We start from the raw sequence: 19,351 nt of genomic DNA, 5'->3' as shown, positions 1-19,351 counted from the left end.
AACTTCCCCTATTAATCTTTCTTAATTGAGTATTAACCTGATCAGTAAGTCCCCCCGCTACGGGAGTTGTCCCATAAAAATATTTTGTGAATCCCCTATCATTTAACATCAATATTTATAGAATTGTTGTTTTTTCTTTTAATGCTTAATTTTAATACCAATCTCAATAAAGGAGGAACAGCAATATATATATAAAGCATTCGAAAAAGTTGATAACTAGTCACCGTTGATAAATCCGCATTGACCTCATGAGCAATTATTCCCATTTGATCCATGCCGCCAGGGGCTAGACTTAGAAATCCGGTTATTGTCGATAAATGATATGTATTTGTTAACAGCAGGCTAAAAGCCATTGTTATCCCCACCATAATGATCCCGCTGATTAGAGCAAAGGATATAATTTTCTTTTTACTTTCCATTTTTTCGGGTTTTAATAGCAAACCTATATAACCGCCAACCATAAATTGAGCGAAGTTAAGGAAAGAAGGAGGAAGAGGTAATCCCTTTAAAACAAAAAGGTTAAGTAAGGCAGCAACCATGACTGGTGCTAAAAAATATGGTGCCGGCAATTTAATTTTTTTACCGATGATAGCGGCAAACAAGCAAATAACTGCGAAAAACAAAATATCTGGAAAAAACTGATTCCATGGTATACTGTTGTTCACTATTTCTTCTGCTGAGCCCATTGTTCTTTCTTTTAAAAAGATAGGACTAAAAACGACAAACGGGAGTAAAAAAACAACGATCAGAACTCTAGTTACATGGAAAAAGGTAACGATTGTAAGATCAATCCCCTTCATTTCTTCAGCAAAGATAACAATTTGTGATAATCCGCCAGGAATACTGCTCGTTAATGCTGTTGGATAATCAATGCCCGACCATTTTGAGATAAAAAAAGCCATACCTGCACAAGCTAGGACGATTAAGGTTGTCAGGATCAGCATGGAAGGGAGATGGCTAATGATGTCTGAAAGTGAACTTTTTGTAAACGAAATTCCAATTGAATAACCTACAATTATTAATCCCGTATCTCTCATTGCAACGGGCCAATAAAATCTAACATTTCTAAATCGTGATGCAATTAAAAGAGCTGCCATTGGCCCAAGGAGCCAAGGAATTGGCACCTTTATCAGATTAAAGAGCAACCCTCCAAAACAAGCGGTTATAATAGCAGCTATAAATTGTATTGTTTTGCTTTGGTTAGATAAATCCCACTTTTTCAACATGTTCCCTCCCCTTATGAAAGCTCCCCTTTTGGCTGCCTACTTTCAATTAGAAAATCTATAAATGCTTTAACCTGTGATAATTCCAACGTAACATCCCTGTAAAAAATCCAAGTTTCTCGTTGCAAAAAGCTATTATTATTTAAAACAATCGGTTCTTTATAAAGGGGGTCATCTTCCTTTATACAGATTTCCGGTAAAATAGCGTAACCTAAACCGTTAAGAACTAATTCTTTACAGGTTTCAATTCGGTCAACCTCCATTGAGACATTAGGAGGAACGGTAAACGTTTCCTGCCACCAGTTTTCAATGACATCTCGTAATGACTGGTCTGTCATATAATTGACCCTTGGGTGAAATGGAAGATCCTTAACATCTATTTTTTTGCTAGACACGATAAAGATTTTTTCCTTTTGAATTAATACTTTATTTTCGTTCCAATTATATGGTCCCCTGACAATGCCGACATGTGCTTCTTCCTTTTGAAGCATTTGGAGAATATTAGAGCTCCACCCTGTTTTAAGGGTAATCTCAACATCGGGGTATAAGTGGAGGAAATTCTTTAATAAAACGGGTAATTGATAGCGGGCAAACAAGCCAGATGCCCCTAATCGCAACGTTCCTTTTACCTCCTTATCCAAACTAGAAACATGTTCTTTCGCTTTTCTTAATTGGTTAAGCATATCTTTTGAATATTGAACAAGATATTCTCCTTTAACAGTAAACTCGACACCTCTTTTTCCTCTCGCAATCAAGTTTGTTTTAAACTCAGTTTCTAATTGTTTGATCCGATACGTTAAGGCCGGCTGTGAAATAAATAATTTTTGTGCTGCCTTAGTTATATTTCGCTCTTCATAGAGAGTGACCAACATGTTCCAGTCTTTTTCATCCATAACTTTTTTCTCCTTTTACCATAAATTTTTTTTATGGTTATTTGAATTTAATTAAAAATTATCTGATGGTTAAAATTATATACAACATAAATATAGAAATCTATCTTTATTGGAGGATTTATTGATATAAACAAATCTATAAATAAATTTTATGGAATCTAATAAAAAAACAATATTTTTTTTATTCTAAACATTACCTTATTATCAACATAAAAGGAGTGATTATATTGGAAAATAGACAAAATTATAATGTAGTAGTTGTTGGGGCAGGAAACGCCGCTTTATGTGCAGCCATCTCTGCAAAAGAAAATGGTGCAAGAGTTCTCGTATTGGAGCGGGGACCTATTGAAAAACGGGGTGGAAACTCTTTTTTTACCGATGGAGCCATTCGGGCTGCCTACAATAATTTAGAGGCTGTTAGAAAGGTCATTCCTCAGTTAACAAATGAAGAAGCAGAAATGATTGTTTTACCGGAATATGGTGAATCAGATTTTTATAATGATTTAATGCGTGTAACAAATGGTAAAAGCAACCCCGAGTTGGCAAGACATTTGGTCTCCAAATCTTATGAAACTATTTGTTGGATGCGAGACCAAGGAATTAAGTTTGAATTAAATTATGATAATCAGTCCTTTATTCAAGACGGTAAACGTCATTTTTGGGGTGGATTACCACTTAAAACTGAAAATAAAGGCGTGGGATTAATGAAGAGGCTCTTTGAACGGGCAGAAGAACTTGGCATTGATATTTGGTATAATTCTCGGGCTGTGAAATTAGAAACAGATCATAACCAAATTACTGGGGTAGTGGTTGAAAAAGAAGGTAATATTGTTTCTGTGAATACATTGGGTGTTATTTTGGCTTGCGGCAGCTTTGAAGCCAATAAGCAAATGAGAACTGAAAACCTTGGTTCGGAATGGGAAGCTGCCATAGTTCGTGGAACCGAGTTTAACACTGGAGACGGTATTAAAATGGCTCTTGAAGTAGGCGCTCAAAAATTTGGAGAGTGGTCTGGATGTCATTCAATCGGAACAGATTATAATGCTCCAAAAGTTGGTGACTTTTCAAAGCCTGGAGATATTTTCAAAAAACATTCCTATCCATACAGCGTAATGTTAAATAATCAAGGTAAACGTTTTGTAGATGAAGGCGCAGATCTTAGAAACTACACCTATGCTAAATATGGACACGAGGTGTTAAAACAGCCTGGTCATGTAGCCTATCAAATTTATGATGCACAGGTCCGCTCGATGCTTCGGAAAGAATACGACCTGAATGAAGCAACGTTTTATAAAGCAGATACCCTGGAAGAGCTTGCTGATTTGTTGCCAGTAAATAAATCGCAATTCCTTAAAACAATTGAAGAGTACAACTGTGCAGTACAGGAAGGTGAATATCGGCCTGCAGAGAAAGATGGCAAATGCACTAAGGGAATAACTCCACCTAAATCAAACTGGGCACTTCGTATTGAACAATCTCCTTTCTATGCTTACCCCGTAACATGTGGAATTACATTCGCATTTGGGGGCTTGCACGTAAATCCATTAGGACAAGTCTTAGATAAGGAAGAACAACCTATAGAGGGATTATTTGCTGCTGGGGAAATGATCGGTGGAATTTTTTACGGTAATTATCCAGGCGGGTCAGGTTTGATGTCGGGCGCAGTATTTGGAAAAATAGCTGGGGCCACCGCAGCCAGCTATATTAACGAAAAGCCAAAACAATTAATTAATCAGTGATTGCTTCCGTAAGCATGGCACAACATTTTACCTGTGAATGTCGTGCCGTAATTATTTTTTTAGCTCTATCATTATTGATGTTTAGTGTATGAGAATTAATAGGCGGAGAATTTCCGGCTATTGTATATAGGGTAGGCTTGAGTAGCAAATATAATCGAAGATTTTCCGATTAACTGCTCTAAATAAGACAAAATCCAAAGATTTAGATAACATAAACGGAAAAACTTCCTTTATTTATAGGGAAATATGGGTATTTCCCCATTTAAAAGGAATTTTACGTTTATTTTCAAACACAGTGATATACATACAGGAATAACACAGCCATATTTTTTAGTACAGGGATTGACCAATGCCTTAACATTTGTCACGCCGTTACAAAAATATTTGCTCATAATAAAATGGCTTCCGGTAAACAACCGAAAGCCATTTTATTTGTATATGCGATTACTAAACCCTGGCATTGCTTTTTTTCATAATATTTAGCTTCTAACAAACTGCAATCAATGTTTGCCCGCAACCGTTGTACCTGTCTTAACAGGCTGCTTTCCCACTTTCACTTCAACAGGCTGATGTGCAATGCGCTCTTCTTGTGCATAACGGATAAGAGCTAAATAACGATATACAAAGTGGGCAAATTTAGTATATGGAGCTGTGAAGAATAGAGCTGCAACACTTCCTAAATGGATTGCCAACAAAATTCCCATAGCTGCAGTTTCACGAGCCAGCAACAAAATCATTCCTGTCACAGCAACAACTAGTAATGCAACTATAAATGAAGTTCCTGACTTTGCTGCTTTTTCGTCGCTGATTTCAGGATCGCTTTTTGCTTTAAGCACCAACAGTCCAATAGTTCCAATAATAATTCCAATGCCGCCTAAGATTCCCAGAAGTACTACTGGATGGTACACAGGATATGGCGCAGGAATGTGTAATATATGTGCGTAAAATGCCCCTAATGCTGTTGAAGCAAGATCTAGCATAAAACCATAAGATACTAAATGGTGAAATTTACGGCGAATAGTAGAAGGTTCATCTGTTGGATAATTGCAACCTGCCCCTTCACCTCCCAGATAACGAAGGCTTAGCGCATATTTTGTACCTTTCACAATATCTTTTCCAATGATTTTTTCAGATTTAGCTGATTTAATGTCCTTCCAGAATCTGCTCATTCCAGTCAACCAGCCGCCAACCATCCAAATTCCTAAAGCCAAGAAAGCAATAATCATGACAGCCTCTGACATGGACTTATAAAATGCTCCTGTTCCTACTTTTGCTTCTAAAAGTCCAGAAGTTCCGTTCGTTCCCAAAATTAAAGCTACCATTAAAATGATTCCAAAGAAAAATGTAATCCAAAAGCCGCTTCGTTTTTCTCCGAGTACCTTGGCAAATATTCTCGGACTTGCATACTTTCGATAGGTATCTTCACGCAATTGCGCAAACAGTTTTGGCGGATTAATGCCAAATTCATGTGGGGTTGTAAATGGACATGCATGGTAGCAGTCCCGGCAATCATGGCACAAATTGGCCAAATACGTCATATCATTATCTGTGAAATCCCGACGCCACTCAATAGATTGCCATACGGCACAGTATCCTTCACAGTAGCGACAAGCATTACATAATCTCATTTGTCGTTTTCCATCATCTAGTAGCTCTTTGGATTGCATTTGCTGCTTCCTCCCCTGCAATTCTCCCTAAAACCGCCCCCATTGTAAGTCCAAACCCAGCCAGATATCCACGGCGCAGTACATTACCTGCTGCCATTTCTCCTGCTGCAAACATATTGTCACAGAGGCTTCCATCCTTCCACTTGATCCTTGCCTGTTCATTTACTTCTACTGAAAGGTATGTAAAGGTAATTCCAGCCTTCAGTGGATAAGCATAAAATGGAGGCTTATCGATCCGTACCGCCCAATGGCTTTTTACCGGTTTTAATCCTTCTGTTTTACAGTCGTCTAATTCACCTGGATTAAACGTTCCCGGACGAACGGCATTGTTAAAGTCCTCAACGGCCTTAGCAACCACTGTGGGGTTAAGGCCAAGTTTTTCCGCCAATTCCTCGATTGTTCCTGCAGATACTGGTTCGAATACGGAAGGCATGAATTTTCCAAGTGTCTGACTGTCAATGATCGAATAAGCAACTTGATCTGGCTGCCGGGCAATCAGTCCTCCCCAAATGGCATAGCGTTTCGGCCAGAAATCTTCACCTTCGTCGTAAAACCGCTCACCATTCTTATTTACCACAATCCCAAATGGAACACTGTCAAGCCTGGTAACAATTCCTCCGTCAAACTTTGGTGCCCTGCCATCAACCGCGACGGCGTGAAACGCATCAGGTTCTCCAATCTGGGATGCACCTTTATTTAGGAGCATCTCAAGAACATTCCCTTGATTATATGGGGTACCACGGATAATAAAATTCTCAGCAGCGTCTCCCCAGTAACGTTTGTGCCATTCTATATTTGCTTCAAAACCACCAGCGGCAAATATGATCGCTTTTGCTTTAATTGTCTCGATCCGGTTATTCCTGCGAACTTTAGCAGCCTTGAACTTAGTGCCGCTCATTTCTATATCTTCAAGCTTTGAATCGTACCAGACATCTACCCCTTTTGCTTTAGCAGTTTGATAGTACGAATTCATTACAGCCTTACCGCCGCCAAGCTGGAAGATATTTGTTCTTCCTAAATGAAGGGTCCCAGATAGTGCCGGCTGCCATTGAATCCCCTGTTTGTTAAGCCAGTCGGGAAGTTCCTCGGATTTACGCACAACTAATCTTGCAATAGGTTCATTTATTTCCCCACCAGCAACCCGCCTTAAATCCTCCAAGAATTCTTCCTCAGGATACATGCCAGTCATATACTTATTCTCACGTGTATTCATTACCCTATAGTCCCGGGTAAGTCTGCTATTTCCGCCGCGATAAAATTTAGGAGCCCTTTCAATTACCAGCACCTTTACCCCCTGATCGCGAGCTGATAGTGCAGCAGCGAGAGCAGCGTTCCCGCCGCCGACTACTAAAACATCCGTCTCCATGATTAAATCCCCTTTCATGATGTCTCAACCTTTAATATAACTTTAATATAATATTAAGAATAAAAAAAATATTAAAAATTTATACGGGTGCATAAATTTAATTTATGATAGATTATAAGTGATAAAAAAAAATGATAAGACTAGTATAAAAAAAAGAAGCTAAAACTAGTTTAGCTTCTCTCCGTAAAATCACCTTAGATCATAAATAATCCTATAAAAACCCTAACATTTATAACTGTTGAATGGAAACGACACCCCTTAGAGTGCTTTTTTTTCAGACTAAAAATTTGATGATTGTGAGAATTTTTTATTCAATTGTGTTCCGTTGATTTCTTCAAGACTTCTCTTAGAAGTACGCGGACCAAAGAATATAGCTGCAGCTGTTAAAACCCAAACAAGTGATATTAGAATAAATACATTTAAGTATCCGAATCCTGTGTATACAAAACTAATAATAAATGGTCCGATAATATTGGATGCACGGCCGATACCATATGTCAATCCTTGTCCAAAAGAACGCACTTCTGTTCCGTAAAGTTCTGATGTATACGTATATAGATTTGATGAGAAGGTTCTTTCGATATAGTTAATAAGGAAACCAAAGATAACGATCATCACAGGATTTAATGTGGCCCCGAATAAAAACACAGCAATTGCAAGGAAGAAGCAAGAAGCAATAATATTTGTTTTTCTCTCAAAGCGGTCCGAAATCATTGCACCCGTAAATGCGCCTAATGGAGCACCCAAGGTAATTAATGTGCTATAAAGTAAGGTACGCGAGATATCAATTCCTTGATTCACCAATAGAGTTGGAACCCATGATCCAAATCCATAGAAAGCGATTGTTTGAAGAATCCAAACTGCAATTAGAATGGTTGTACGTTTACGGTAAATTCCCTTGAAAACATCAGACATTTTACCTGTAGTTACTCGAGCAACTGAAACTTCAGGATCTGGCTTAGCTAAAGGACCTTTTTCACTTGCAACGATTTTTTCAATTTGTTCAATGGTTGCTTTCGCTTTACTTACTTGTCCCTTCATTTCATACCAACGTGGTATTTCAAACAATTTTACGATACCGAATAAAGCGAAGATTCCCAACGCTCCCCATACAAATACAAGTCTCCATCCAAAATCCGCCATAGGAACTACCAAACTAGCAACATAACCCGTAATTGGGATACCTGTAATACCAATTCCTACTGCTAAAGCTTGATACTTACCACGAACAGCTTTTGGGAAGAATTCAATTATGTAAGTATTCGCATTCACCAATAAAGCTGAAGCAGCCATCCCTGTTACAAATCTGAAAATGGAAAGTGACCACACATCCCAAGCAAGCGCATTCAACCCTGAAAATACAGATAATAGGACTAGTCCAATCATAATAGCTTTCTTTCTTCCTGCTTTATCGCCAAGCCAGCCGCCTAGGGTAGCCCCCAAAAACATTCCGAAGAAGGCACTGGAGTTAATGGTTGCAATAACATTCATTGGCAAATCCCACTGTTTCATTAATGCAGGTGCTGCATATGAAAACGTATTCAAATCCGCAAATTCAAAAAAATAAGCAACCGCTAAAGCAAAAATAACCTTCTTGTGAATCGAAGAAATAGGTAAACGGTCCATACGATTTGCAATGTTAAGCCCCGTAGTTCTACTCATGACAATTCCCTCCCACTTTTCATCTTCTATCCCCGTCTCCTCTTTGTTACTTTTTCTCAACTTAATAAGCTTATTAAAGGCGTTATATAAAAATTATCATAATTTATCGAATAAAAAAAATATTGATTATTTATAAACTACCATAAAATTTTTTTATCTTAGAAAAGTGATGTTCCCAATACGTTTAAATTACTGTCTAATAATAGCAAAATATCAAAAAATATATATACTTGGTTACAAATCCAAAACCCGTCTTAGTTTAATGAAGAAAAAGAACGGTATGGATTTAAAAAGGATGTGAATGTTTTATGGCAATAACTTTTAGCTGCCTTAATCCTTATAAACACGGAAGTGGAACTTTTCAACCAATTTCAGCTCCGATAAAACAAAAAAAACCAACCTCTTTATTGGTTGGTTATATAAGCAAACCTTTTTTTCTTCTAATTCCCTTAACGGTTTCAATAAGTACCATTATTGAATAACCAAAGAGGAAAATTAAAAATAATACAATACCGTAAAAATACAAAGTAGCCTTATAACCAATTGGGGCAATTAATTGAAGTGATGTAAACAGAAAAATAATCAAATATACTTCAAATAAAATAAGAAAACATAAAAACAGAAGATACGGTATAACTATTTTTTTATGGAAAATCTGTCTCAAAGTAAAGCCTTCCCACATTAAATCAGCTATTCGTCTCAAATAAACCCCTTCTTACATCCTTTTGTATATTATATTCTGAATTTTTCGTAAATATCCTTTAGTCCTATTGCATTTTAGGCAACAAATTTTAAGTGATTTTTCAATCTTCTCATCTTACTTTCTTCTATTAATAATTCGCATAATATCCATTTGTAAAAAACAGGAAAATCACTTATGCAAGGAAGGATGTTTGTTGTGCCAGATGATGATTAGGAAAGATGTCGGAATCAGAATAAAAGGCTTTGCTGGTTATTCTAGCAAAGCCCATGTTCGTTAAAGTAAAGCTTTTTGTTTTTTTAATATTTTATATAACAACTTCCTCAATGATCGAATTTCCCTCAGTTGACTCAGCATCAATCCATTTCCATTTCTCATAAAGTTTAATTCGACCATCAGTTAAGATTTCGGGAGTCGAAACGCATTCTCCTCCTCTAATTTCATTTTTTGTATTTATATGATTATACCTAAACTCTAAGCTGCCATCTTCATTTACGATTCCAATCAGAAAACCTTTGACGATTTCTCCTCCACTATATGTTGCTGAAATGATATTTCCCTCTTGATTATATTTAAAATAAGTTTTTGATGAAACTTCTCCGTTAGCTGTATTTTCAATTGAAACAAATGTACGACCATTATAATTTATCAAATTGTTTTCTCCCCCTCTTTAAATAATTTCTCTTCTCCTTTATGGTGAAACTAGATATTCTCGAAAATATAATATAAGCGGTTGTTATGTAAAGTTTTATTAAAAACGCTTGGTTTTTTCAAGGGAAAATGATGCAAAAGAACCGTCCCCGTGTTTCCCATAAAAAATAGATAAACGGAAAATGGACTTTCGTTTTCATTTTGATAGCCCTCCCCCATTAACTGAATAGGATTTTTGATTTTTAAACACCAAAAATTAAGGTTCCTCCCATCATATAAATAAATGGAAACAAGAATAAAACAGAGTTTGCTATTATAGCACCAAGAGCCATTGGACTCCTTTTAATTTGAAACGCTTTTGAAGCAAAAAAAAGACCGACCGAACAAAAAATAAATGGGAAAAATATTGGTAATCCTTGTATTTTCTCAAGTGTGATAATATCGAATAAAAAATTCACAATAAATAAAAGAGGAACTAGGAACAACAAATAGGATAGAAGAATAAATTTTCTTTGCATAATCAATCACCCCTGTATTTGGAAATAAACTCATTTTAATCAACTTCAACCACTTAATTAATATACATATCTAATTAAAACTCTTTACCCCATTCATCATCTAAAATGACTCCATTTTCAGCGATGTATTCGATAATAACCGAACCATGTTGCAATTTGGCTTCGCTTTTTAGAAAAGATATCAACTCATTAAGAGTTTTTTCGTCCAAGTCTGTCCTTTTTCTAGGAACCGTAATACGGATGGCCGGTTCAACGACGAACTCTTTATAACTTCTAGGGTTAACAGGGTCAATACCCAATTCCTGCCCAATCCTATCATTGCTAAAGAAAACATGGATCACAGTTGTTTTTCCAAAATTCTCTTTAATAAAAGGACCTATTTCAGTTTCTAACTCCCCCGTCCATTTATCAGCAATATATGTGTCAACCATTTGTTCGGCTTCATTATCATAATAGACTAAAAATTCTGTATTACTTTTCTTATCTCTAACCTTAGCAGCATAATCAAATCCAAAGTTCCCCATATTATCATACAGAGTGTCATAAATCTCAAAATTATCATTAAATTTATCTTCTAAATATTGCTCCGCTTGAATCTTGATCTTTTCTTCTTTATCTTTATCAGGTTTCATTTCTAATAGAAAGACTACTAAAAGTAGACCAATTACTAATAAGATGACACTCAAAACGCCAATTGTAATTTTTAGGAATTTATTCAAAACATCTCCTCCCATATTTAACATTTTACCATAATAAACCAAAAAGAGGTCTTTCCTACCACATAAAAGAAGAATTTCATCCACTTTACTCACATATCATGAATAGGTAATTTTTCATAACAAAAATGTGGGGGTATAGGATGAAAGTATCCAATAAAGTGATTGTCGTAACAGGTGCTGGTGGCGGGATTGGGAAAGAGCTCGTCCTTCAACTCCTGGAAAAAGGAGCTAAAGTCGCTTCCATCATTCACAAAAACGAGCTAGAGGAAATAAAATCATTCGCTACTGTATATGGCGATAAGATCTCGACACACATGGCTGATGTAGCTAACAGAGATGCTGTAGAAAAGCTTCCAGAAGAGATCATCGCGGCTCACGGCTGCATAGATGGAATCATTAATAATGCGGGAATTCTTCAACAGTTTCAGACTGTCAACGATCTTGATTATGATCATATTCAAAAAGTCATGGATATCAACTTTTATGGAACGCTCTATATGTGTAAATCGTTCTTGCCATACCTTATAATTCGACCAGAAGCGCACATTACCAACGTCTCAAGCATGGGTGGATTTCTTCCGGTGCCGCTTCAATCGATTTACTCCGCTTCAAAAGCGGCTGTCAAAATGTTTACGGAAGGCCTACATTTAGAGCTTAGAGATACCAATGTAGGCGTAACCATCGTCTTTCCTGGGGCAGTCGACACTAACCTCGTCCAAAATGCGAAAATAGAATTCGAAGGAGCTGACAACCATTCCTATAAGATGCTCAGCCCAAATGAAGCGGCTGCGCTCATTATTAAAGGGATGGAAAACAATAAATACCGAGTATTAGCCGGAAACGATGCAGAAATCATGGACTTCCTATATCGTTTACATCCAAAAAAAGCAACAGACCTCATTTTGAAAAAAATCAAAACACCTGGCAAAAAAGAATGACCTCTTAATTCCATTTCAATCCCCTTCAATTAGCCCCAAAAAAGCGTCTGCTAATCAATATTTCTATGTAACTAAAGAAATGCGGGAAGAAGAGAATGTAACTATTTAAAGGCCCAGAGTCTTATGCTCTGAGCCTTCATATATTACGCTTTTTTATTTGGCTCTGTTATTATTCATTGTTGATTTTCGTGTAGGCATGAGAATTGATAGGCGGAGAATTTCCGGCTAATGTATATAGATGAAGATTAAGAAGCAGATATAAGCGGAGAAATTCCGATTAACCGCTCTAAATTAGACAAAATCCAAAGATTTGGATCATATAAACGGAAAAACTTCCTTTATTTTTAAGGAAATAAGGGTATTCCCCAAGTTAAACGGAATTTTTACGTTTATTTCAAATACATTGAAATCAACATTAAGCTATAACTGAGCTTTTTATTTAAAAAGCTTGTTCTGCTTGAGCAGTCATCCATGCTACCTACAAAGAGTGTATTTCCCTCCACTCCACTAAAGAAATTAAGATTCCCTAATATGTTCATCACAATAATTTACATCAGGCTCAGGAATACCATCACAGCCTTCCACCCGACATCGTCTTCTAGCTTTAGGAACAGCCGGAACCCAGCCACCATCATCAAAAGATAGTTTTTCATAATGCTCTTCCCATTTTTCCTCTGTCCATTGGTTCAATTCCCGTGCACATGGAGATTGTGGAGGTTTCACTTAAACTAAACCAGGTTTGTTAAAGAAGGAATATAAATGAAATTGGAGAATAATTAAATTGGGACTAAACGAAGTAAAAAGTTTAAACGAAAATAAGCGCGGGGGGTTAAAAAATATGAAACAATTGGGGACGCTATACTTTTTCTGCGGAAAAATGGGTGCTGGAAAATCAACTAAATCAAAACAATTGGCGATAGATAAACATGCGGTACTGTTGTCTGAGGATGAATGGCTTTCATCTCTTTATCCCAATCAGATTGCATCATTTGATGATTATCTAAAATTCTCAGCGCAGCTCAAGCCGTTGGTGAAAAAGCATGTCCAAAACATATTAAGTGTCGGTACGAATGTAGTGATGGATTTTCCAGCTAACACTCAAAAACTGCGAAAGTGGTTTTTGGATATGGTGTCAGAGATCAATGCAAGCCATCAACTAATTTTCCTTAATCTAAATAACGAGCAATGCTTACGTCAAATTGCAAAAAGGCGTAACGAACAACCCGATAGAGCAGCTTTTGACACGGAAGCGGTGTTTATTCATGTTACTAAATTTTTTGAAGCACCAGAGGCATCTGAGGGTTTAAATATTTTAGAGTTTAGTGGAAAAGAATAACGAGGAGTTCAATGATTCGTGTGTATAGAGTACCTTTTGTTCTGGAAGGTGCTCTATATGATATAAAATGAAATGTGAGTAAGAAAAGTTTCAATGTGCTAGAATCGATAGTTAAACAACGATTGATTATTGGGAGTTAGAAGATGAAAAACAAAAAAAGAAATAGAGACGGCTTTTTTAAAGATACCCTAATTGAGTTTATATTTGAAGTGATTTGGAACATCTTAATGTTTATACCAAGAATGATAATTCGCTTAATAGGGAACATTTGGTGAAGTTAGTCAAAATAGAGTTAACGAGGGCGATTGAAAATAATCATTCTCTTTAATGTCTCTGATTAAATTTCACGAAAAAATATCCACCAGAGTATCTAACTCAAGGGTGGATTGTTTTTTCTAGCAAATACTAGTCTTCAAAGACGTCCGGAGCATGTTTGAAAGTTTTTACAAAATCAACCAGGCAGCTTTCACAAATATCAAACTTCCATCTTTGTTCATCATACATCGATTCATATCCAAATGTTAAATTAAAGGAATGGAATTCATCTTGTTCGAAGCCGAAGTCAGTAATTGTTTTAGACTTTCCACATTTGTTGCAAGTGATAGATTTCAAAACTTTTTTTGTTACTTGTATTTCATCATAATCTTTCATATAGATCCCCCATTCAAAGATTCTGTTATTTACGAGCATCATACTTTCATTCTACTAAAATATTAGCTAAATGACATTTTTTAAAACAACAAATCGCAAGCCTCTCAAGTCACAGCCACTCCCCCATTCATCTAAAAATTGAAAATTAGGGTCAAACTCCCCCACCCCTGTCCTACTGCTTAATCCCTTTTCTATGGAAGATATTATGTTATCAATTTTCAAAATATTAAGCTAAAATAATAATAGTAAACCGCTTTCAGGAGGATTCAAATGGCAAAACATCTATCTCAAGAGATATTGGAAGAGATCTTGCAGGAAATGTCGAAGGTCATTATTGGTAGAAAACAAGAATTGAAGCTGCTATTAACAGCCCTGTTAACAGAGGGACATGTGCTGCTTGAGGATTTGCCCGGTACAGGGAAAACAACGATGGTCAAAGCATTTGCGAAGGGCCTTGACTGTCAGTTTTCACGGATTCAGTGTACACCGGATCTGCTTCCATCAGATGTCCTGGGTGGATCGATTTTTAATCAGAAGACGAGTGAATTTTATTTTAGGAAAGGCCCTGTTTTTACAAATGTACTTTTAGTTGATGAAATAAACCGGACCCTCCCTCGCACCCAATCTAGTTTGTTGGAGTGTATGGAAGAGAGACAGGTATCGATTGATGGACAAACCTATCAGTTGGAGAGTCCTTTTATCGTTCTTGCAACACAAAATCCGGTTGAGATGGAAGGGACCTTCCCGCTGCCCGAGGCACAGCTTGACCGATTCTTAATGAAGCTAACTTTAGGTTATCCTTCTCAAGAGGAAGAAGAATTAATGCTTGAACAGGTTGGCGATGAAACCCCTTTTGGGGACATCAAGAGCCTCTTACATCCACTGCAAATTCAACATCTGCAGCAGCAATCTCAAGAGGTTGTCGTCCATGCAGGCATTCGAAAATATATTACGGAGCTAGCGCACGCGACTAGAAATCATTCGCTTGTATCCATTGGCGTAAGTCCGAGAGCAACGAAAGCCCTTTATAAGACGGTGAAGACATGGGCACTTATGCAAGGAAGGACGTTTGTTGTGCCAGATGATGTAAAGGAAATGGTCAGGCCTGTTTGGAGTCATCGTCTTTTATTAAAAAAGGAAGCGCAGCTGAACGGGACGAATTCAGAGGATGTCCTTGCCAATATCCTTGCTGCACAGGAAATCCCAAATGAAGAGGTAGTTCGTATATGAGTGCGGATCAACAAACCACTCAACAGGAAACGGAAGAAACGGATAAGCCGCGAAAAGCCATAGACACAAGTTATTTTTTCCAAAAGCATGCCATATGGGTGCTGCTTGCCTTCTTTCTAGTAGGTGTTTGGTTTCGATTTGTACCGCTCATTTTGGTGAGTTCTTTTTTAATTTTCTTAGGCTTCTTCATTATCGCCTGGAAAAACCAATCCTTGAAAAAGGTTCAGCCAACACTGGAACTATCTAAATCCAGGTTATTTGCGGGCGAGGAGTTTCAAATGCATCCTGCTGTCTTTAATGATAAATGGCTTCCGTTAATTTGGCTGGAATGGGAGTTTCCAAAAAATAAAGACATTACAATCGGTGAAAAAGAACGAGATACCTATTTCATTCGATTTTTATGGTTACTCTCGCATCAGCGGGTGAAATGGACGATTGACGGAAAAGCACACAGGCGCGGTGTGTATGATTTGGGAAATGTAAAGCTCCGCTCGGGTGACGGTTTCCGCTTTGCAGAGTCTGAGGAGGAGCACTCACTAAATAAATCGTTATATGTGTATCCCCAATTGGTCCCTGTCATGGTCCCCGCCTTTCGACCTTCGATGCAATGGGCGGCAAAAGGAAAGAATGGCGGGTTTTTGGAAGATCCTTTGCTCATTAGCGGCATCCGCGATTATCAGCCAGGCGATGAGCTTAGAAGATTCAATTGGCGGGCCAGTGCTCGGACAGGGAGACTGCAGAGAAATGTCTATCAGCCTGTTGTGTCGGAGCAGATTATGGTCTATGGCGATGTCTCAGGCTTTGTTATGAATAGAACATTGTTTGAAGACCAGGTGGAACAAAAGAAATACACGACAAAACAGATTGATAGGTTTGAAGAGTTTCTCTCCGTGATTGCCTCGGTTGCGGTGAGATACCATGATCAAGGTATACGGGTTGGTTATGCAACTAATTCGATTTCCTACAAGGGAGAAAAAATGAGCGTTGTCACACCAAGCCCCGATTTGAGGCAAATGCTAGATGTATTGGCGAAAAGTACTCAAAGAGTTCCCCAAAACGATTTGGTTCTGACTGAACTACTTTTCAACCGGCTTCTATCGGGTCCATTATTCATTTTTTGTGAAAGTGTGACGAAGGACCATGTTCTTTGGTACCAGAAATATAAACAAAAGCTCCCAGATGTTCGGTTTTTTTATCAAAAGGAATCGGACTTTGCCGAGAAAGTAAATGCTAAGAAACTGGATATTTTTCTTAAAGCAAGCGGCTCTGTAGCAGAGGGGTCATGAAGATGGAACGGATCAAAGGAATCTCTAATTCTTTTATTGTCGTATTTAGTGAAGTGTTATGGATTTACTATACTATTGTACTGTTTACAAGCCTGGAGTGGAATAAGTTCGTTTCTTTCAGTGCAGCATGGTGGTGGATTGCAGGTATTGCCGGCTATTTTCTCAATGTTTTCCTTTCTAAAAGGACTTTTTTAGTTGGTGTTATGGCAAACCTTCTCTTTATGGGAATAGTGCTTTACCAAAATTGGAAGACCATCTTTGTTCCGGAAGGTGCCTGGTTCTTTGGGCTAGCAATTAGTATAGCAGCAGGGTTTATATGGATTCGCAGTGCTGGTCTTTATGACAAAAAGCCAAAACGACGGGACATGCTGCGTTGCTTTGAAGTGAATATTATTTTGTATCTTGTGTTCGCTTTCACCTATATGAAAAAAGGTTGGGAAGTTGAAGCTCTACATTATTCATTTATTTTAGCAATAGCTATAAGTTTAATTGGGATGATCCTATCTCTACAAAGTCATGCTCAGGATGATGAGGGATACTCAGCAGATATTCGTAAGGTCGGTCATGCAGGGCCGCTCACAAGTTTACTAATCGCGGCGCTCGTCTCCATCCCTTTTTTTTCCTTGGTTTTGTTACTACCAGGCGTTAATAAGGCTGTGATTTCTGTGGGAGTAAGATTTTGGGAGGGCTTGAAGTGGGCCGGGTCATTCGCTGCACGGTTTATATTATGGGTCGTAGGATTATTTCCAGGCGTTCCTAATGGAAAAATGGAAATCTTAGAACCTCGAAGGGAATTTGTGGCACATGATGCTGTAAAAGAAACAGTATCTTCCTCTTCAACCATTTGGTTGATCGTTGGAATTGTAGTCGTTCTGTCTGCTGTTTTCATGTACGTGCTTATGAAGGTTTTGAAAAACAAACGAACCATTATTGGTATGAAACCAAAGCAGGTTTTGGTCTCAAAAAAATCCTGGTGGGGAAATTTTAAAAGAAAACTGTGGGCCCTCATGAATAAGGTAAGGTTAAACTGGCGCAAAAGATTTCCTCATTTTTATCATGATTCGGTATATTGGTACTACTATCAATTGCAGAGTTGGGGGAAAAAGAACGGCTTTCCTGTTCATAAAACGGAGACCTCCCAAGAATATATTAATAGAATCATAAAGGAAATTCCACCGGAGAAAACGGTGCTGGAATATGAAGGCAAGAAATATGGAGTGAAAAATTTGCTGGAGAAGCTAAATCAAGACTATCAGGCGGCCTATTATGGCGGAGTGCCAAGTGAAGCCCAGGAAGAGTATCGAATTTTGCTGAAGGGACTTTGGTAGTAAAGCTAAATTCTAAAAACTTAGAGCCTTGCTCTTTTGCTGATATCGTCCCGACTGAGATTAGCAAGGAATTTAGCAGTAATTTAGACATTATTAAAGCACCTTTTCGAAGGTGCTTTAATTGTTTATTTATTGGCATCACAACAATTTATATAGGTAATATTCATTTACAAATTTCCCGTTAATTTTTAACCATTGGACGCTTTCTCCATTTAAAACGAACCCATCTTGAAATTCCAACTTCCTCTGCCCATTCAAACACTTCGTTAAATAGTTTGGTCGCAATGCCTTGTACTCGATAGTCTTCAAGAACTCCTTCAACAGTTGTTTTAAATATTTATGTACTCGTACTGGCACCAATGGCAACCAATATCCAAAACCCAAATTTATATATAAACGTAATGATACCTAATACAATTCCAGTCCAACTCATCCCTTTGCTTTGACCTTTTTTAAGTCCAACCGCTCCAAACACAATGGCTAATATCCAAGCTGGCAACATAAACCAACCCAAAAACGGTACAAGTCCCAATACCAAACCGACCAATCCCAATACCAGAGCCGATACCGCCATTCCATTTCCCTGTTGTCTTGCTTCCATTTGATTTTCCATCTAACTCCCCCTCCCATTTAAATGATATTCTGATGGGTTCTTTTTATTACTTTTTATTACTATTGTGTTAAATTCCTACAAATATTCACTATCCAGATTCAAACATCTTAAAACTAAACTAAACAATTTTCTACTCAAAAAGGGTCCAAATCATATGTGATTTGAACCTAAAAAATGAAATGCTAATTACGTTTTTGTACTCCTAATAGGAACCCGTTCTCCTTCATGTTACGGTCTTTTTTTCTATCGTTTTCCACATTGAACCAATAATATATGCATTAAACTAAACGCAGTCATAAGATTGTTTTTCCATAAAAGATTATCAATATCTTTTTTTCTCAGCTGAAGCTTTTAAGAGTGTTACACGAGTTCCCAAATACAAAATGAGCCCTCGCTGTCTGGCTCCCTTAAAACTTATGAGGTTCTTTTTTTGGTGGGTATTCCATTATCTCTCCATTTGCGTCTATAGCTCGATATTCCTCTGCAGAATAATACTTTTCTAAAGCTTCAAAGACAATTTTCCAACAGTTCCTGTTCGTCCATAGCATTGTTTCCCATTCGCCAAAATCGTTATGCTGAATTTGTATTACCGGTGCATTCCAGTAAATTTCTTTAATCATTTCATAGATTCCTCCTCTTTCATTACTATTCTGTCCTTTTCTTATCTGCAATTATTCATGGACAGAATCGTATCCTCAACGTCTGGTATTAAAAATACCTTTCTAGTAGTTCGTAGTAATTATTTTTATTTTTATAAATATCAGTTATAATATGATTAAATGTGGAATAATTTAAAAAAGACCAAACATGCAGTAACATGTCCGGTCCAGC

General features: G+C 37.4%; 19 protein-coding genes. 6 read left to right on the top strand and 13 right to left on the bottom strand.

Features of this window, described 5'->3' with window-relative positions; translation table 11 throughout:
* Positions 1–98 precede the first annotated feature (98 nt).
* Both KHA99_RS21410 and KHA99_RS21405 read right to left on the bottom strand, forming a co-directional pair.
* A complete protein-coding gene (locus tag KHA99_RS21410) occupies positions 99–1,223 on the bottom strand; it encodes an AbrB family transcriptional regulator (protein WP_213119504.1) in 1,125 nt (374 codons plus the stop codon).
* A gap of 14 nt (positions 1,224–1,237) precedes the next feature.
* Positions 1,238–2,116, bottom strand: a complete 879-nt coding sequence (locus tag KHA99_RS21405; protein WP_213119503.1) for a LysR family transcriptional regulator — start codon at positions 2,114–2,116, stop codon at positions 1,238–1,240.
* Positions 2,117–2,334: 218 nt separating this feature from the next.
* On the opposite strand from KHA99_RS21405, the gene tcuA (KHA99_RS21400) reads away from it, so the two are divergent.
* Positions 2,335–3,855: an FAD-dependent tricarballylate dehydrogenase TcuA gene (tcuA, locus tag KHA99_RS21400; protein WP_372447623.1), complete on the top strand. Its 1,521-nt coding sequence runs from the start codon at positions 2,335–2,337 to the stop codon at positions 3,853–3,855.
* Between the two features lie 500 nt (positions 3,856–4,355).
* Here the strand turns inward: tcuA (KHA99_RS21400) and tcuB are convergent, their stop codons facing one another.
* From tcuB to KHA99_RS21370, 6 genes are all read right to left on the bottom strand, one after another.
* The gene (gene tcuB / locus KHA99_RS21395; RefSeq protein ID WP_213119501.1) at positions 4,356–5,522 is read right to left on the bottom strand and encodes a tricarballylate utilization 4Fe-4S protein TcuB; all 1,167 of its coding nucleotides are present in this window, start codon (positions 5,520–5,522) and stop codon (positions 4,356–4,358) included.
* Positions 5,497–6,888: an FAD-dependent tricarballylate dehydrogenase TcuA gene (gene tcuA / locus KHA99_RS21390; RefSeq protein ID WP_213119500.1), complete on the bottom strand. Its 1,392-nt coding sequence runs from the start codon at positions 6,886–6,888 to the stop codon at positions 5,497–5,499. Before tcuA (KHA99_RS21390) ends, tcuB begins: the two co-directional genes overlap by 26 nt.
* Before the next feature lie 279 nt (positions 6,889–7,167).
* The gene (locus KHA99_RS21385; protein ID WP_213119499.1) at positions 7,168–8,550 is read right to left on the bottom strand and encodes an MFS transporter; all 1,383 of its coding nucleotides are present in this window, start codon (positions 8,548–8,550) and stop codon (positions 7,168–7,170) included.
* 1,007 nt (positions 8,551–9,557) lie between these two features.
* On the bottom strand, positions 9,558–9,902 hold the full coding sequence (locus KHA99_RS21380) for an avidin-fold protein (RefSeq protein ID WP_213119498.1): 345 nt from the start codon (positions 9,900–9,902) through the stop codon (positions 9,558–9,560).
* Positions 9,903–10,143: 241 nt separating this feature from the next.
* On the bottom strand, positions 10,144–10,419 hold the full coding sequence (locus tag KHA99_RS21375; RefSeq protein ID WP_213119497.1) for a YnaG family membrane protein: 276 nt from the start codon (positions 10,417–10,419) through the stop codon (positions 10,144–10,146).
* A 74-nt stretch (positions 10,420–10,493) separates the two neighbouring features.
* Entirely contained in the window at positions 10,494–11,138 is a 645-nt protein-coding gene (locus KHA99_RS21370) for a hypothetical protein (RefSeq protein ID WP_213119496.1), read from the bottom strand.
* A 140-nt stretch (positions 11,139–11,278) separates the two neighbouring features.
* Here KHA99_RS21370 and KHA99_RS21365 point away from each other — a divergent pair, with 140 nt between their 5' ends.
* On the top strand, positions 11,279–12,076 hold the full coding sequence (locus KHA99_RS21365) for an SDR family NAD(P)-dependent oxidoreductase (RefSeq protein ID WP_213119495.1): 798 nt from the start codon (positions 11,279–11,281) through the stop codon (positions 12,074–12,076).
* Positions 12,077–12,592: 516 nt separating this feature from the next.
* Here the strand turns inward: KHA99_RS21365 and KHA99_RS21360 are convergent.
* A complete protein-coding gene (locus tag KHA99_RS21360; RefSeq protein ID WP_213119494.1) occupies positions 12,593–12,766 on the bottom strand; it encodes a hypothetical protein in 174 nt (57 codons plus the stop codon).
* A gap of 148 nt (positions 12,767–12,914) precedes the next feature.
* Between KHA99_RS21360 and KHA99_RS21355 the strand changes: the two genes are divergently transcribed.
* Positions 12,915–13,412, top strand: coding sequence for a P-loop nucleotide/nucleoside kinase family protein (locus KHA99_RS21355; protein ID WP_213119788.1), 498 nt, complete (start codon positions 12,915–12,917; stop codon positions 13,410–13,412).
* A 405-nt stretch (positions 13,413–13,817) separates the two neighbouring features.
* Here the strand turns inward: KHA99_RS21355 and KHA99_RS21350 are convergent, their stop codons facing one another.
* A complete protein-coding gene (locus KHA99_RS21350) occupies positions 13,818–14,063 on the bottom strand; it encodes a hypothetical protein (protein WP_213119493.1) in 246 nt (81 codons plus the stop codon).
* A 270-nt stretch (positions 14,064–14,333) separates the two neighbouring features.
* Here KHA99_RS21350 and KHA99_RS31665 point away from each other — a divergent pair, with 270 nt between their 5' ends.
* The 3 genes from KHA99_RS31665 to KHA99_RS21335 are packed head-to-tail and all read left to right on the top strand — an operon-like array spanning position 14,334 to position 17,907.
* A complete protein-coding gene (locus KHA99_RS31665; protein WP_213119492.1) occupies positions 14,334–15,293 on the top strand; it encodes an AAA family ATPase in 960 nt (319 codons plus the stop codon).
* Positions 15,290–16,579 (top strand): DUF58 domain-containing protein, encoded by a 1,290-nt coding sequence (locus KHA99_RS21340; protein ID WP_213119491.1) that lies wholly within the window; start codon positions 15,290–15,292, stop codon positions 16,577–16,579. The genes KHA99_RS31665 and KHA99_RS21340 overlap by 4 nt, the downstream gene beginning before the upstream one ends.
* A 2-nt stretch (positions 16,580–16,581) precedes the next feature.
* Positions 16,582–17,907, top strand: coding sequence for a hypothetical protein (locus tag KHA99_RS21335; RefSeq protein WP_213119490.1), 1,326 nt, complete (start codon positions 16,582–16,584; stop codon positions 17,905–17,907).
* A 181-nt stretch (positions 17,908–18,088) separates the two neighbouring features.
* Here KHA99_RS21335 and KHA99_RS30960 read toward each other — a convergent pair whose 3' ends face one another.
* The 3 genes from KHA99_RS30960 to KHA99_RS21320 all read right to left on the bottom strand — a co-directional run bounded on the left by KHA99_RS30960 (position 18,089) and on the right by KHA99_RS21320 (position 19,140).
* Positions 18,089–18,193, bottom strand: a complete 105-nt coding sequence (locus KHA99_RS30960) for a hypothetical protein (protein ID WP_284037945.1) — start codon at positions 18,191–18,193, stop codon at positions 18,089–18,091.
* A 51-nt stretch (positions 18,194–18,244) separates the two neighbouring features.
* The gene (locus tag KHA99_RS21325) at positions 18,245–18,520 is read right to left on the bottom strand and encodes a hypothetical protein (RefSeq protein ID WP_213119489.1); all 276 of its coding nucleotides are present in this window, start codon (positions 18,518–18,520) and stop codon (positions 18,245–18,247) included.
* Between the two features lie 407 nt (positions 18,521–18,927).
* On the bottom strand, positions 18,928–19,140 hold the full coding sequence (locus tag KHA99_RS21320; protein ID WP_213119488.1) for a hypothetical protein: 213 nt from the start codon (positions 19,138–19,140) through the stop codon (positions 18,928–18,930).
* Positions 19,141–19,351 lie beyond the last annotated feature (211 nt).

Origin of the sequence: Neobacillus rhizophilus, assembly GCF_018343535.1 — a bacterium.
Classification (GTDB): Bacteria; Bacillota; Bacilli; order Bacillales; family Cytobacillaceae; genus Neobacillus; species Neobacillus rhizophilus.
This window is presented reverse-complemented; position numbering and strand designations above follow the sequence as displayed.

What these genes read in the sequence shown, in the direction of transcription:
- KHA99_RS21405 (WP_213119503.1), bottom strand. Translation starts at nt 2,116, where the DNA reads ATGGATGAAAAAGACTGGAACATGTTGGTCACTCTCTATGAAGAGCGA.
- tcuB (WP_213119501.1), bottom strand. Translation starts at nt 5,522, where the DNA reads ATGCAATCCAAAGAGCTACTAGATGATGGAAAACGACAAATGAGATTA.
- tcuA (WP_213119500.1), bottom strand. Translation starts at nt 6,888, where the DNA reads ATGGAGACGGATGTTTTAGTAGTCGGCGGCGGGAACGCTGCTCTCGCT.
- KHA99_RS21385 (WP_213119499.1), bottom strand. Translation starts at nt 8,550, where the DNA reads ATGAGTAGAACTACGGGGCTTAACATTGCAAATCGTATGGACCGTTTA.
- KHA99_RS21375 (WP_213119497.1), bottom strand. Translation starts at nt 10,419, where the DNA reads ATGCAAAGAAAATTTATTCTTCTATCCTATTTGTTGTTCCTAGTTCCT.
- KHA99_RS21365 (WP_213119495.1), top strand. Translation starts at nt 11,279, where the DNA reads ATGAAAGTATCCAATAAAGTGATTGTCGTAACAGGTGCTGGTGGCGGG.
- KHA99_RS21355 (WP_213119788.1), top strand. Translation starts at nt 12,915, where the DNA reads ATGAAACAATTGGGGACGCTATACTTTTTCTGCGGAAAAATGGGTGCT.
- KHA99_RS21350 (WP_213119493.1), bottom strand. Translation starts at nt 14,063, where the DNA reads ATGAAAGATTATGATGAAATACAAGTAACAAAAAAAGTTTTGAAATCT.
- KHA99_RS31665 (WP_213119492.1), top strand. Translation starts at nt 14,334, where the DNA reads ATGGCAAAACATCTATCTCAAGAGATATTGGAAGAGATCTTGCAGGAA.
- KHA99_RS21340 (WP_213119491.1), top strand. Translation starts at nt 15,290, where the DNA reads ATGAGTGCGGATCAACAAACCACTCAACAGGAAACGGAAGAAACGGAT.
- KHA99_RS21335 (WP_213119490.1), top strand. Translation starts at nt 16,582, where the DNA reads ATGGAACGGATCAAAGGAATCTCTAATTCTTTTATTGTCGTATTTAGT.
- KHA99_RS21325 (WP_213119489.1), bottom strand. Translation starts at nt 18,520, where the DNA reads ATGGAAAATCAAATGGAAGCAAGACAACAGGGAAATGGAATGGCGGTA.
- KHA99_RS21320 (WP_213119488.1), bottom strand. Translation starts at nt 19,140, where the DNA reads ATGATTAAAGAAATTTACTGGAATGCACCGGTAATACAAATTCAGCAT.